15 protein-coding genes and 1 tRNA gene are annotated in these 14,247 nt (G+C 42.8%); 4 read left to right on the forward strand and 12 right to left on the reverse strand.

Annotated features, from left to right (window positions below):
• The first annotated feature begins 7 nt into the window (after positions 1-7).
• Positions 8-84: transfer RNA gene (locus tag Q0688_RS21275), tRNA-Pro, on the forward strand.
• Between the two features lie 167 nt (positions 85-251).
• Here the strand turns inward: Q0688_RS21275 and Q0688_RS21280 are convergent.
• Positions 252-434, reverse strand: coding sequence for an EAL domain-containing protein (locus tag Q0688_RS21280; protein ID WP_299082213.1), 183 nt, complete (start codon positions 432-434; stop codon positions 252-254).
• Complete coding sequence (locus tag Q0688_RS21285) at positions 385-573, reverse strand: diguanylate cyclase (RefSeq protein ID WP_299082215.1); 189 nt, start codon at positions 571-573, stop codon at positions 385-387. Before Q0688_RS21285 ends, Q0688_RS21280 begins: the two co-directional genes overlap by 50 nt.
• Positions 574-797: 224 nt before the next feature.
• On the opposite strand from Q0688_RS21285, the gene Q0688_RS21290 reads away from it, so the two are divergent.
• Both Q0688_RS21290 and Q0688_RS21295 read left to right on the forward strand, forming a co-directional pair.
• Positions 798-1,616 carry an isoprenylcysteine carboxylmethyltransferase family protein gene (locus Q0688_RS21290; RefSeq protein ID WP_299082217.1) on the forward strand — a complete coding sequence of 273 codons (819 nt, stop codon included), beginning with the start codon at positions 798-800 and terminating at the stop codon, positions 1,614-1,616.
• 242 nt (positions 1,617-1,858) lie between these two features.
• Complete coding sequence (locus Q0688_RS21295) at positions 1,859-3,190, forward strand: MFS transporter (protein WP_299082273.1); 1,332 nt, start codon at positions 1,859-1,861, stop codon at positions 3,188-3,190.
• Positions 3,191-3,440: 250 nt separating this feature from the next.
• Here Q0688_RS21295 and Q0688_RS21300 read toward each other — a convergent pair whose 3' ends face one another.
• From Q0688_RS21300 to hmgA, 10 genes are all read right to left on the reverse strand, one after another.
• Positions 3,441-5,852 (reverse strand): EAL domain-containing protein, encoded by a 2,412-nt coding sequence (locus tag Q0688_RS21300; protein WP_299082219.1) that lies wholly within the window; start codon positions 5,850-5,852, stop codon positions 3,441-3,443.
• 162 nt (positions 5,853-6,014) lie between these two features.
• Positions 6,015-6,512, reverse strand: coding sequence for a GNAT family N-acetyltransferase (locus Q0688_RS21305; RefSeq protein ID WP_299082221.1), 498 nt, complete (start codon positions 6,510-6,512; stop codon positions 6,015-6,017).
• 8 nt (positions 6,513-6,520) lie between these two features.
• Positions 6,521-7,342: a sterol desaturase family protein gene (locus Q0688_RS21310; protein ID WP_299082223.1), complete on the reverse strand. Its 822-nt coding sequence runs from the start codon at positions 7,340-7,342 to the stop codon at positions 6,521-6,523.
• Positions 7,339-7,785, reverse strand: a complete 447-nt coding sequence (locus Q0688_RS21315) for an SRPBCC family protein (protein ID WP_299082225.1) — start codon at positions 7,783-7,785, stop codon at positions 7,339-7,341. Before Q0688_RS21315 ends, Q0688_RS21310 begins: the two co-directional genes overlap by 4 nt.
• Before the next feature lie 170 nt (positions 7,786-7,955).
• Positions 7,956-8,639, reverse strand: coding sequence for an FMN-binding negative transcriptional regulator (locus Q0688_RS21320; RefSeq protein WP_299082227.1), 684 nt, complete (start codon positions 8,637-8,639; stop codon positions 7,956-7,958).
• Positions 8,576-9,181, reverse strand: coding sequence for a GNAT family protein (locus Q0688_RS21325; RefSeq protein ID WP_299082229.1), 606 nt, complete (start codon positions 9,179-9,181; stop codon positions 8,576-8,578). The genes Q0688_RS21320 and Q0688_RS21325 overlap by 64 nt, the downstream gene beginning before the upstream one ends.
• Positions 9,182-9,276: 95 nt before the next feature.
• Positions 9,277-10,275: an LLM class flavin-dependent oxidoreductase gene (locus Q0688_RS21330; protein WP_299082232.1), complete on the reverse strand. Its 999-nt coding sequence runs from the start codon at positions 10,273-10,275 to the stop codon at positions 9,277-9,279.
• 75 nt (positions 10,276-10,350) lie between these two features.
• Positions 10,351-10,980: a maleylacetoacetate isomerase gene (gene maiA / locus Q0688_RS21335; RefSeq protein ID WP_299082274.1), complete on the reverse strand. Its 630-nt coding sequence runs from the start codon at positions 10,978-10,980 to the stop codon at positions 10,351-10,353.
• A complete protein-coding gene (gene fahA, locus Q0688_RS21340) occupies positions 10,980-12,296 on the reverse strand; it encodes a fumarylacetoacetase (RefSeq protein WP_299082234.1) in 1,317 nt (438 codons plus the stop codon). The genes maiA and fahA overlap by 1 nt, the downstream gene beginning before the upstream one ends.
• 50 nt (positions 12,297-12,346) lie before the next feature.
• Positions 12,347-13,651, reverse strand: coding sequence for a homogentisate 1,2-dioxygenase (hmgA, locus tag Q0688_RS21345; protein ID WP_299082236.1), 1,305 nt, complete (start codon positions 13,649-13,651; stop codon positions 12,347-12,349).
• Positions 13,652-13,775: 124 nt separating this feature from the next.
• Between hmgA and Q0688_RS21350 the strand changes: the two genes are divergently transcribed.
• On the forward strand, positions 13,776-14,237 hold the full coding sequence (locus Q0688_RS21350) for a MarR family transcriptional regulator (protein ID WP_299082238.1): 462 nt from the start codon (positions 13,776-13,778) through the stop codon (positions 14,235-14,237).
• The last annotated feature ends 10 nt before the right edge of the window (positions 14,238-14,247 follow it).

The following is a 14,247-nucleotide window of genomic DNA, read 5'->3' on the forward strand; positions in this document are numbered from 1 at the left end:
CTTCGGTCGGTGTGTAGCGCAGCTTGGTAGCGCACTTCGCTGGGGGCGAAGGGGTCGTAGGTTCGAATCCTATCACACCGACCAATTTCAAATTTTATCTCTGCGCTACTTGGTAGCGGCATTTTTGGCTGGGGCGAAGGGGTTGTAGGTTCGGTTTCTATCACTCCGACCAATTAATGCTTTATCTCCCGATTTAAATTAACCATTTAGAAGTTAGCCTCGTACATGCTCAATACTTTCTGACACTCACTTTAAGCCGAAAGCCATGCGTTTTGTTGGTGATTGCGTAGTAGTTCAGGTAATGCATCTTGTGGGATGGGTTTTGACCAGTAATATCCTTGGCCAATATCACAACCCAGTGCCAGCAGTTTGTTAAGAATTGCTTCATCTTCTATACCTTCGGCTATGGTTTTTAGCCCTAGGCTTGCGGCCATCTTGTTTGGCTTGATACATGGCAATGTCAGCTTTACGGCACAATTGTTTAAGGTCTGTACCATCTTGGGGGGCGCATGCGACCCCCCAATGATGCTGAAATGACGACTTGATTTTGTATGATTTCGAATACAGACGCATATTGCAGTATCAAGGTTTCAGCTAAGCGGTCTAATTGTTCGCAATTATGGGTAAAAGGTGCCAGTAACATAAACTCATCACCTCCAAAACGCATAAGATGTTATTCTCCATTATCTAACCTTTGTACACATCAATGTGTGACTTCACCGCCTAAAAATGAAAAAACCAACAGTGAGGCATTCAGAGTCAGTATTGGCTTCGTAGAACAAATTAAGATTAACAGTATGAAAACCGTGCAAGCTGCTATAACTGTCAATATAAAAGCTACAAACACTCCCTCAAACGATATAGATAAAGGTAGGCTCATGGCTTCAATGAAAAACACAGGACGTTTTATTTACTCCCTAGTTTGTTATGGCGCAGGTGTGGCGTCTTTAATTTATTTTATATTGTTTGTTAACGATCTTTGGCTACCGCAGACAGTCAATAGCATAGTGCCATCTTCATCTTTGGCCCATGTCATTATCATCAATACTTTGGCACTTTTGCTGTTTGGCGTACAACATAGCGTTATGGCCCGTCCCGCCTTTAAACGCTGGTTTGCTGGTTTTATTGATCCCAGTGTCGAACGCGCAAACTATGTCCTTGCAACAGCGCTGGCTATTTCAGGCATGTGTTATATATGGATACCATTTGGTCCAATTGTTTGGCAGATAGAGTCTGACATGGGTATCAGTTTACTTCGCGGTATCGCATTTTTTGGATGGGGCTTTCTATTTTTGGCGACATTTATGATCAACCATTTTGAACTATTTGGATTACGTCAAACCTTTGATCCCATGCAAGGTAAACCTGTGCCTGATGCGACATTTAAAATGTCGGGATTTTACAAAATTGTTCGCCATCCTATTCAGACGGGGGTGCTGATTGGTGTGTGGGCTGTGCCGTTGTCAACTGCTAGTCATTTGGTTTTTGCTGCAGGCATTAGCGCTTACATTTTTGTCGGTTTGTATTTTGAAGAAAAAGACCTGATCAAAGAATTTGGTGACACTTACTTAGATTATATGCAACGCGTTAAAAGAGTGATCCCGTTTATTTATTAGCAGTAATATGCATAGCCGTGAAATAATACATTGAGGTATTATTGCACTTTGGTGTCGCTGCATTATGAGGCTGTAGCGTGCTAAACCAGCGTAAAAACGATCAAAGTGATGTTATCCCTGTGCTGACTCTATATCGTGGCTATGACAATTATTTAACTTAGTAACAAGGACTCCCCGCTGTTTTGCCAGAAACTTCCACTAAAACTCCTGCCGTTGCCAAATTTGCTTTAATTATTGTCTGTATGGGGTCAATAATTGGGCCGCTTGGCATGGCGTCTGTGAATATCGCTATCCCTGATCTCGCAGCTGATCTGCAAGCCAATGCCAAGATGGTGTCGTGGCTACCGACATTGTTTATCTTAAGCAGCGTAATATTTATGTTACCCGCTAGCAAATTGGCAGACAACTATGGAAGAAAACGCGTCTATGCCTACGGCTTGGCCTTAAATGCGTTTTCCTCATTTATGTGCGGGTTGGGTACTAATATTGAGTGGGTGCTGTTTTGGCGGTTTGTGCAAGGCGGGGCATCGGCAATGATTTTTGGCACAGGAGTGGCGATTATCACTTCAGTTACGCCTTCCCATAAACGCGGTGCCGCGCTGGGGATGACTGCGGCATGTATTTATATTGGGTTAACCGTCGCACCAGCCGTTGGAGGCTGGTTAACAGACCTATGGGGGTGGCGTTCGGTATTTTTGTTTCAGGTACCCATAGTGATGGCGCTGTTATTACTTATTAAGATGCGCCTAAAAGGGGAATGGAGAAATGCTGAAAAAACCAGATACGACTGGTGGGGAACCAGTATTTTTGCGGTGTTTTCAACGTCATTGGTATATGGATTAAGTCTGTTGCCGGATATTTTTGGGGTGCTGATGTTAGGACTGTCGGCACTTAGTTTGGCGTTTTTTATTGTGCATCAGAGCCGCAGTCGTCGGCCGCTTATCCGAGTGCAAATGTTTCGCGAAAGTCGGATGTTTTCGATGTCATTGGCTACGTCGCTGTTGATGTATGCCAGTAATTTTCCGCTAATTTTTATAATGAGTTTGTATTTGCAATATGTCAAAGGCCTAAGTCCTTCGCACGCAGGGCAGGTTTTACTGGTGCAGGCCTTATCTATGGCAATTATGGCGCCATTTTCTGGTAAGTTAGCCGACAAATTTCAGGCTAGACTTATCGCCACGCTTGGATGCGTCATTGTTGCCTGCGGGCTGTTGGTGTTGAGCCTGATGAACAGCACAACCAGTATTGTCTATATTGCAAGTTCGTTGCTACTTATTGGCGTTGGTTTTGGACTGTTCTCTACGCCTAATAACAATGCCATCATGAGAGGCGTAAAGTTACACGAAGTCGGGGTGGCTTCAGCCTCGATGAACTTATCCCGTACCATAGGCAATCTGTTTGGCATGAGTCTGGTAAATCTTATGGTGCATTACTATTTAGGTGATGCTCAGTTTACTCAGGCGCAAAATCCAGCACTGATCCAAACTGTAGAAATGGCTTTTACTATGTCTTTGGGCTTTGTTGTGGTTGCCTGTGTTATTTCAGCTTTTCGTGGCACAACGCGCACTGCGTAATTTATCTCGCCTGTTCGAAAGGTGTATGCGTCTTTTTTGATGCAAAATTCTTCTGCTCGCGATATGCCAGCGACGACTATCAATCAAGATCACTACGTCAATAAGATCTTTCATGGTCAAGAAGCGCATATTTTTACGATGGACGTTTCCGAGTCTTGATTAGTGACCCTACTAGCGGTTGAGTTATCCTTGTGGCACTCACATTGAGCATGGATGATTAACTTGCGAATTTTACTCAGCATTTTTTAGCTTAACTAGGTGCAATTGGGGATTCGATACTTGTTTTTTTTACCACATCCTCAAGGCGCTGTGGACGATGTAAATGATATCCCTGAGCAAGCTCAATGCCCATTTTTTGCAACCACTCTACTGTTTGTTGATCTTCAACAAATTCAGCCACCATGATTTTTCCTAAGGTGTGACCAATATCGGTAATGGCTCTTACCATCGCTCTATCGGTGTCGTCGCTGGCCATGTTTTTGACAAAAGCCCCATCAATTTTAAGGTACTCTACAGATAATTGTTTTAGATAAGCAAAGGAAGAGAAACCTGCACCAAAGTCATCCAAGGCAAAGGTACAGCCAATTTCCCTAAGCTGTGTCATAAAGGTTTGCACAACAGCCAAATTATTAATAGCTGCAGTTTCAGTGATTTCAAAGCACAGTTTGTGTGCGGGGATCTTATAACGTTTGATCGTTCTTAACGTGAAATCGGTAAAGTCGTCGTGGTCAAAAGAGCGGCCCGAAATATTGATGTGATAGGCATCAAATTGGTTTGACGCTTGTGAATGCTTCATAAGATGATCACAGACTTTTTCAATGACCCATCGGTCCACCAAATGTGCCAGTCCAAAACGTTCGGCGGCGGGTAAAAAAGCGGCTGGGGAGATTATCTCATTATGTTCGCCAAGCATGCGCACTAACACTTCTATCCGTGGCTTGATGGTCTCGTTTAAAGAATCGATAAGCTGTGCGTCTAAATACAGTTTATCGTGTTCAACAGCATGCTTGATCCGTTCAATCCATTCCATTTGTTCACGTCGAGCTAATAATTCCTTATCGTCTTGGTAGGTCAATACTACGCGGTTACGACCTTGTTCTTTGGCCATGTGGCAAGCCGAATCTGCGGCTTGTAATAACTCAGCCTCGTCAGAACTGGCCGCCATAATGGGAACAACGCCAATGCTACAACCAATGTTAAACCCTCTTCCGTTCCATACAAAGGGAAATTCAGTTAAGTTTTTGCGCAGCACGTCTACCAATTTCATCGCTTCATCTGGTTCGCAACAATCGAGGATCAAACCGAATTCGTCGCCACCGAGACGGGCCAATAAATCACTCTTTCTTAAATGCCGAGTAAAAAGCTGGGTGACTTGAAGTAAAAGTTGATCACCGGCAAAGTGTCCGAGCGTGTCATTAATGACTTTAAATTGGTCCAAGTCAATGAAGCAAAGACAATGCATTCGATTTTCACTGCGGGCTTTGAGTAATGCATCTGCTAAGTATCCTTCGAAGGCTCTACGATTAATCAAACCGGTTAAGTTATCATGCCGCGCCTGATAGCTTAATTCTTCGGTAAGATAATGATGCTCTGAGACATCTTCCAGAATACAAATATAACGTTGGGCACTAGGATGTTGCCAATCAAATCGGGACATAGTGGTTTTAGCCCAGACTAGGCTATTGTCGCTGGTATGCAATCGTTGTTTAAAACTGACGCTGTCATAATCTTTTTGATCTAAAGCTTGTCGCTGCATCTTGGATATGTCGCGATCTTCTTCATGAATGATTTGCTCGAATTGTAACTTTAATAGATCGTGGTGCGGGTAATTCAAAATTTCACAAAAAGCGAGGTTAGCATCCAGAATATGGCCTTGTGAGTCCAACTGGGCAATTCCCATAGCGGCCTTTTCAAAGGTAGAACGGAATTTCGATTCTGATATTCGGATCGCGGCGGTTAATCTATAGACCACATAAGTGGCAATACCGGACAACAGTAAAAAGAATATCACGGTAGAAAATGACAGAATGGTTGTCATAATTCGGCTAGCAAAAATCATTTTATTTCGAAAATTGATTTGCAAGGCATCCAGTCGATTATTAGTGTTATCTAACTGACGTCGCAATTGTTGGATTTTCACCACATCAACCGGTTGATTTTGCCAGACAGTTTCTAGTTGGTTGAGGGTGTCCCCTAACGTGAGGACGTCGATATCGCTGTTGCGCCATGCCTGCAATGCATCGCGGAAATAAGGTGTGTCTTCAAAAAAACGAAATAACCAAACCATGCGAGGAATATCATCAGGGTGGTTGCCGCCTTTGGCAAAGTGATGACGAACTGAATCATAATCTATATCATCACTTTCCAAAATGACTCGAGCTTTTAGATGCTGCAACGGTATTTGGTAATGTTTTCGAGCCAAGGTTAACGCAGTAGGGTCTCCGGTACGAGCGTAAATATCACCCTGCCTAACGGTGTCAAGTTGTCCTCTTGACCATATACCCACCGCCCCCAAATATCCTGCGGTGCCTGACTGGACTTGAATAATGAGCGTGGTAAAACCAATGGCTGCTCCGCCAATCAAAAGCAGCATCAAAATGGTGAGTCTAATCTTAGAATGGTTTTTATTTTGAATATCTTTGTGGAGTGGTGAACCTGGCATAACACTCCTAGAGTGAGTAGTGACATACTTAATCATCATCGTTGCCTCTTAGCCATGTGTTTGATGGGCAACTACGAAATCCTAGAATAAATTGTTTCTACTTAATTGCAAATAATTTCACTGAACTTTGTGTCATAAACGTGACTGTTATGTTTGCCTAGTCTACCTTGGGCCTGCATATAACATAGCCACATCACAACGGGCGTAGTTTTGTCCGTATTCTCGCATAATGCTTCGATCGTGCCTAAAACCGTTTTTTTGGTATAGATGAATAGCGGACTCGCATTTTGCGTTGGTCAGTAAAAATAGCTTTTTAATGCCTAAAGTCTGCGCTTCTGTGAGCACATGTTGTAGCAAAATTTCGCCTATTTTAAGGCCTCTTGCTGATTTTAACACACCCATTTTGGTCAGCTCAAAACTGTTGTTGCCTTTATTCCAAAAAGCGCAGGTGCCAACAATACCTAGCGTTGAATGTTCGGCAAACCATATTTTACCACCCTTATCGATGATGTGGCTTTGTGGATCTTCCAGCACCTGTTTATCCACTGGCTCTAACACAAACATGTCTTCAATCCATTCTTTGTTTATGGTTTCAAAGTGTTTAGCTAAAGCTGGGTTGTAGGCTTTTATCACTATTTGAGCCGGTATTTCATTATTCATTATGACAACTACCTTGGTTTTAAGGAGCTGGTGGGGTAGCTAAATAATACCTTCGCCTTTGCCCTAAAGCCTTTCGCAGAGAAAGTGCTTTTCATTAAATGTGCCCATTGATGAAAGGTAATGGTAAGGGGGTTGTAACTGTCTATCTGTCCGATAATGCCAAACTTGCAGGGCTTTGATGCCTCTTCTTCAGCATAAGTGCCAAATAACTTATCCCAAATAATCAGCACGCCTGCAAAATTTTTATCTAAATAGCCTTTGTTAATGGCGTGGTGAACCCTATGGTGTGAAGGGGTATTAAATATTTTCTCAAACCAGCCTAATTTATTCACTATTTGGGTGTGAACAAAAAATTGATAGGCCAAATTTAGGGCCACAGTGGCAAAAACTGTGATGGGATCAAAACCAAGTAATATCATCGGCATCCAAAACACCCACATACCGGCGATGGGATACATCAAACTTTGCCTAAATGCAGTAGAAAAATTCATATGTGTGGAGCTGTGGTGTACCACATGGGCGGCCCATAACCAATGCACATGATGAGATGCCTTATGAAACCAATAGTACAAAAAATCTTGTACTAGGAAGGCAATAAAAATGGTACCTACAGATAGCTCAATATCAAATAGTCGATATTCATACAGCCAATAAAAAAATGGCATTAGTAAGATTAAAGCGATGGCGTCAGCACCTTGGTGTAGCAAGGCTAAAACCGTATTGGCCAAGCTGTCCTTAATATCGTAATGGTGTTTATGTTTAATAAATTCGTAGATCACAAAAATCGTAAAAACGGGGCTTAACGCCAGTAATATAGTTTCTACATTCATGTCTTGTCTCCGGAAAATAGCGTGGCAATTTTGTTAAGGGCTTGAGAGATATCCTTGGTTATAAAATGTTTCACCAAGAAATTAGGTTGCCACCAAGGTGCAGTACAACTTATGTGATACTGAATGTGGGTGATAGGTTGAGGGCTAGATGTATCTTCGCTTAAGTAAATATCACCCTGATGATTGGCAACAGGCTTATTACCTATTATTTGATAACTAATATGCTGTTCATTGGCGCTAATAATACGCTCTTGAAATCTATTGCCCAGCATACTGACTTGCCTGATTGCACCTTTGCCACCTTGTATTTCACCTTGGTCTTCAGCCTGAACAAGCAAAAATTCGGCATTAAAAAAGCGATTTAATTGCTCATGATCAAGCAAGGTATCTCTCACTTGAATAGATGTGGCAGCCACTTTTTGTTCTATCTTAATTAATATCATTATTTTGTCACCAGTATTTCATGTTGGGCTAGAGTATAAATTTTACCGAATAGACTTATTGTTATATCAAATATTCCTAAAACTTGATTATACATTGAGTGCTAAGGCCCGTGTCAGGCGATATTTTGAACGCTTTATTACCATGTGAGTCGCTAACTGTTGAGGCGTTATTAGGTACCTATCATATTCAATTGGTTCATATAGTTGGCAAGGGCTAGGTCATCGAAGCTATTGGATGTACTTAGCGCTTGATAAACGGCTTGTTGATCGAGATTATTTTTGTTTTGTCCAAGCTTCAGTTTTCCTTCGAGTTTGTTTAGTTCAATCTTAAACCCCACTATACCAGCTAATAACTTTTGCTTGATTGAGTCGGTAACTATGTCGCCGTTAATTAGAAGTTGGGGTTCGTATTGTTCAACTACTTTATCGACAGCTTTAAGGGTATTTTTTGAGTCCAGTAAAGTCGCGGTACCTGAGGCATGCACAGCTGTATAATTCCAAGTTGGCACAGCAGGCTTATTGAGGTACCAACTAGGTGATATATAACCATGAGGACCAGTAAATATTACTAATACATTTTGTCCTTCGAGGTTTTTCCAAAATGGATTAGCTTTAGCGCAGTGTGCGTATAACACCCCCAAGTCACCTTCATTAGCATCAAGAACGAAAGGCAGATGAGTAGCCGATAATGAGCCTGAATGCGATACCACTACACCAAAACCAAACTCTCTAATAAAGTTATGTTGCGTGGCTAATTCGGGCATTTCAAATTGTTCTGGAACAAACATCTTTAGTCCTGTTTGTGGGTTGGCGTTGATAACTTTTCCAACAGATCCGTCTTGGTCTGCGGCCATTCTGGTTTAATGATACTGTAAACGGCACTACTACGAATGCTGCCATTTTGTTGAATTCTACAGTGTCTATGAATACCTTCAAAAGTTGCCCCTAAAGCCAAAATTGCGGCTCTGGACCTCTGATTTTTCTCATGGGTTTGAAAGGCGACTCTGTTTAACTTGAGTGTTTCAAAGGCATGACTTAAAAGTAGAAATTTGCAACGACGGTTTACAAAGCTTCTTTGCACACTAGGATGTAAAAAAGTAAAGCCTATTTCAATGGCTTTGTGCTCAAGAGAAATATTAAGGTAACTGGTAGAGCCAACAATTTTATCTTGGGTTTTATCAACAATCACAAAGGGTTGTAGTTGCTTTTTCGCGAACTTTTTTATGCATGACTCAACCCATTTTTTAGTGATGTCTAGGGTTTCGCAATAATTAGCTGTGGTCCATTGCCAAATAGATAAATCATTTCCTGCTGCAAACAAACCGTCGGTATGGCACATTTCCATAGGTTTAAGCGCAACATATTCATCTTGTAAAATAACGGATTGTAAAGCCATCTATATATCCAATTTTAAAGGCTAGTCAAGGTTAGCGTACTTTGAAGCGAGTTTGACTAATTAATTATTATGTTCATTTAATAAATATAAATAACTTAACACCCTAGCATCAGCCCAGTATCAGCCAACATTTGTACGCTTTTTAAACGTGCCTGAACATCATGGATTGGCGTAGAGACAATCAGCTCATCTATCTTAGTGGTCTCAATGAATTGGCTGAGTTTATCGGTCACAGTTTGTTTAGAGCCCACAACGGCGTAACGCAAAATATGGTTCAACATGGCCAAGTCGGCTGCCGTGCAAATAGCCGTAATGTCATCGACTGGTCTGGCAAATGGACGATTAACCCCGCGCCTTAAGTTCATAAACTGTTGCTGAACAGAGCTGAAAAGATATTCGGCTTCTGCATCAGTATCAGCGACCACTGCCATGACGCCCGCCATAACATAGGGAGACTGCGCTTGTGCAGATGCCTTGAAAGAAGAGCGATACAAACTTATCGCATCGAATAATTGCTCCGGCGCAAAATGAGAGGCAAAAGAGTAGGGCAAGCCCATTTGCCCCGATAACTGGGCACTGTACAAACTCGAACCTAACAACCAAATGGGTACATGGGTATTGGCGCCGGGCACGGCAAGAATATTTTGCCCAGCTTGAGGCGCGCCAAAGTAACCTTGTAACTCTTTGATATCTTCTGGGTAATTATCGACTTCTGACGTGAAGTTGCGTCTCAGAGCGCGGGCGGTCGCCATATCGGTTCCCGGCGCTCGGCCTAGGCCTAAATCGACTCTATCCGGAAACAAGGTGGCTAAGGTGCCAAATTGTTCGGCTATGACCAAAGGTGAATGGTTGGGTAACATTACGCCGCCCGAGCCAACCCTAATTTTATCTGTGGCGGCTGCAATATGCCCTAAAACAACGGCAGTCGCTGAGCTCGCTACACCATGCATGCCATGATGTTCGGCCAACCACACCCGCTTATAACCTAATTGTTCTGCTTGTATTGCCAAACTACGGGAATTTTTAAAAGCGTCAGAAGCGCTAGAGCCTTCAGCAATGGGCGCGAGATCTAGCACAGAAAATGGAATGGTCATAAACAACCTGATTTAAGTAACATAAACATTATGATAAATGAATCAGGTGAGTTGTTCTTTAAATTTTTGAGGGGGTTACAGCGCGTCTATTTGATTTTCTGGTGCTGCGTTAATAAAAGCGTCCAGTTGATTGCAGTTTTGATAGATATGCATGATTTTAGGAAATACGGTCATATCCACTTCGAATCGCAAAGCGTTATACACCTGCGGGACCAAATACAGATCCGCAAGTGTGACCTGTTCGCCAAAACAGTATTGTGAATTACTAAGCATACTTTCTAGAGCTGCAAAGCCTAGTTCAATCCAGTGGCGATACCAAGTTAGCTTTTGTTCAGCCTCTACTTTAAGTTCACCCGTTAGATAATTAAGAATGCGCAAATTGCAGATAGGGTGGATATCACAAGCAATGACATCCACAAAACTCTGAATTTTTGCGGCCTCAAAAGGATCTTCGGGCAACAAACGAGCGTTTGCATACAGGGCATCTAAGTAACCCAACATGGCACCTGACTGGGCTAAAAATTGCCCGTCAGATGTTTGCAAACAAGGTACCAGCCCTTGAGGTTGCTTTGCCTTATAGTCTGCACTTTGGTGTTCTTTTTTAAGCAGATTAACCGGCTCGATACTGTGCTCAATCTGCTTATGATTTAACGCAATTCTGACGCGATAAGCCGCAGATGAGCGATAATAACTGTATAGTTTTATCACGATAGATTGGCCGGCAATACGGTGGACACCACTTCACCAAAACCTATTCTTGCCGCACCTGTTTTGCTACAAGAGGCGCGCATTATGATGCTGTCGCCATCTTCTAAGAACACTCGTTGCTCGCCATTGGTAAGGGCTATGGGCGATTTTCCCCCTTTGCTTAATTCGATTAACGAGCCAGCTTCTTCAGCTGTTGGTCCTGATTGGGTACCCGAACCTAACAAGTCACCCGCGCGCATAGCACAGCCGTTACTGGCGTGGTGCGTGATAAGTTGCGCTGGGGTCCAATAGGAATATTTAAAGTTAGACTGTGACAATTGCGACATGGGCTGATTGTTGTCGCGCATGGCTTGGGTTTCAATAAAACAACTTAGATTGATATCTAAACCACCAGACTGACTATTTTGCTCACTGTTTAAATGTGGCAAAGGCTGTGGATCGCTGTCTGGGCGCGTAAAGCTGCTGCGATAAGGGGCTAAGGCTTCCATGGTGACTATCCAAGGAGAGATAGTCGAGGCAAAACTTTTGGCTAAAAATGGCCCAAGTGGTTGGTATTCCCAGGCTTGAATATCCCGCGCCGACCAGTCATTAAAAATACAGACACCAAATAAATGCTGTTCGGCATTTTCAATTTTAATCAGCTCACCTAATTCGGTACTTTTACCCACAAATAAGCCCATTTCCAATTCGTAATCTAAACGCTTACAAGGGCCAAAACTTGGCTCGGTGGCGTCGGGTGCTTTGGTTTGCCCCACAGGACGAGGAAAGGCTTGGCCAGAAATGCCGATAGTAGACGAGCGGCCATGATAACCAATAGGGATCCACTTATAATTAGGTAATAAGGGGTTATCTGGGCGAAATAACTTACCTATGGCGGTGGCATGATAAATAGAGGTATAAAAGTCAGTGTAATCGCCAATCACGCAAGGCATACCAAATTCAATGTCTTGTTGGTCAATTAATGCTGGCTCTAGTGCGCTTTGTAATTCTGAATCGCTGCGCAATGCCTTGGATAATGCCAGTCTTAGGGCTGAGTTGGTTTCTGCCCCTAAGTCCATCAAAGCATTTAGACTTGTTTGACTGGCTGCCTCTAACGCTACTTGCACGCCACCTGAAAAAATATTGCCATTGGCTAATACCGCCAAATCTAACACTTGGTCGCCAATAGCGACTCCGCCTCTAAAGGCTTCATTTTGGCCTTTGCGTTTAAATATCGCAAAAGGCAAATTTTGAATGGGAAAGTCGCTCTGTTGATTGGCTGATTCAACCCAACTGGTTAGATTGACATCATGGGTTTCATTGATCATTAACATTTTGAAATCTCTTTTTTATTGATTATGAGTTTTGAGCTAGTTGCTCGTCGCTACAATTCTTCATTAAAGTGTTTTTTTAAGTCGCCCCAACAGCTTAGATAGTCTTGTTGTCTGGTTTGAGAGTGTAGTGCAAATTCTGTTGGCGCAATCACATAACGTGATTCAAACATAAAGGCCAAGGTATTGTCATATTTTTGCGGGCTAAGCTGGCCATTTGAGGCTTTCTCAAATACCTGAGCTTCAGGGCCGTGTGGCGTCATACAATTGTGCAAACTCATGCCGCCGGGCTCAAAGCCTTTTTCTTTAGCATCGTACACACCATGAATTAAGCCCATAAATTCGCTCATCACATTGCGATGATACCAAGGGGGTCTAAAAGTATTTTCTGCCACCATCCAGCGGGGTGGAAAAATAACAAAGTCCATATTAGCCATGCCTTGTGTGTCTGAAGGCGAGGTGAGTACGGTAAAAATAGACGGGTCGGGGTGATCAAAACTGACGGTGTTGATCACATTAAAGTGGGCTAAATCGTATTTATACGGTGCGCTATTGCCCACCCAAGCTACCACGTCTAATGGACTATGTGACAACTGCGCTTGATACAACTCACCGCAAAACTTGGTGACTAAAGTACAGGCGTGATCGTTATCTTCAAACCAAGCGGTTGGATATTGAAAGTCACGTTGATTAGCAAAACCATTTGCGCCTACTGGGCCTCTTTCGGGCAAGGTAAAAGGCGCTCCGTAGTTTTCACACAGGTAACCTCGAATAGGCCCATCAAGGGGTTCTATTTGAAATTTAATTCCCCGAGGGATAACCATAATCTCACCGGGTTTCACTTGTAGCAATCCAAGCTCTGTGCGGGCAATCAATTCGCCTCGTTCTGGCACAAATAATAATTCGCCATCGGCATTACAAAAGTAGCGGTTATCCATCGCTTGATTGGCAGTATAAAGGTGAATGCCTAGTCCAATTTGGGTATTGGCATCTCCATTAGCAGCAACAGTCGTAAGTCCATCGATAAAATCGGTAGGGGTAGTCGCCATCGGCTGGGCATTCCAGCGCATCACGTTAGGTGGGCAAGGCGGGCCACTTAAAGGCGCAGTGCGCAGTAACCCTTTATCAATAGGTGAATAATCACCCATGCTAATAGATGGCCGAATACGGTACATCCAAGTGCGGCGGTTTTCATGCCGTGGCGCGGTAAAAGCGGTACTGCTAAATTGCTCGGTATATAAGCCGTAAGCGCATTTTTGTGGATTAAATTGACCTTTGGGTAGGGCGCCTTCTAAGGCTTCAGATTCATGTTCGTTATTGAATCCATGGGAATAGCGAATTTCAGTTGGCTCACTCATTGGCGTACTCGGTAAAATAGCTTGTCAATATAGTCTCATATGAAACTATATTGGTGCTATTATCAAGCTTTATTCAGTTCATTTGTGCTGTATTTTATTCTTTACGCAATAGGAGTCGGTCTATATGCACCAGACAGATAAAGAGGTTGTGCAACTTCAGCAGTTTGTTCCTTATAGAATGGCGCACTTAGCCGCCAATATTAGTGTGTCTCTGTCAAAAATATATAAACAAGAATTTGATATCAGCATTCCCGAATGGCGGGTTTTGGCGCAACTGGCGGAACAACAAAAACTGTATTCTAAAGACATCGGCCAAATTACTTCTATGGATAAATCCAAAGTGTCCCGGGCAGTCAAAATATTAAAAACTAAAGGATATTTAATACGGCAAATAGATCAAAATGACCTCCGCGCCGCCTACTTATCATTAACCGCGTTAGGTGAGCAGCTATATCAAAATATTGCTCCTAAAGCATTACAATGGGAGAAGCAGTTTTTGAGCACCTTAGATGACAGTGAGCATCAAATATTAATGCACATTTTAGCCAAGCTTGATGCGCAAGTTTTGGCCATTAGTCAAAAATAGCCATTCCTAG

Source organism: uncultured Paraglaciecola sp. (genome assembly GCF_937123705.1).
GTDB lineage: Bacteria > Pseudomonadota > Gammaproteobacteria > Enterobacterales > Alteromonadaceae > Paraglaciecola.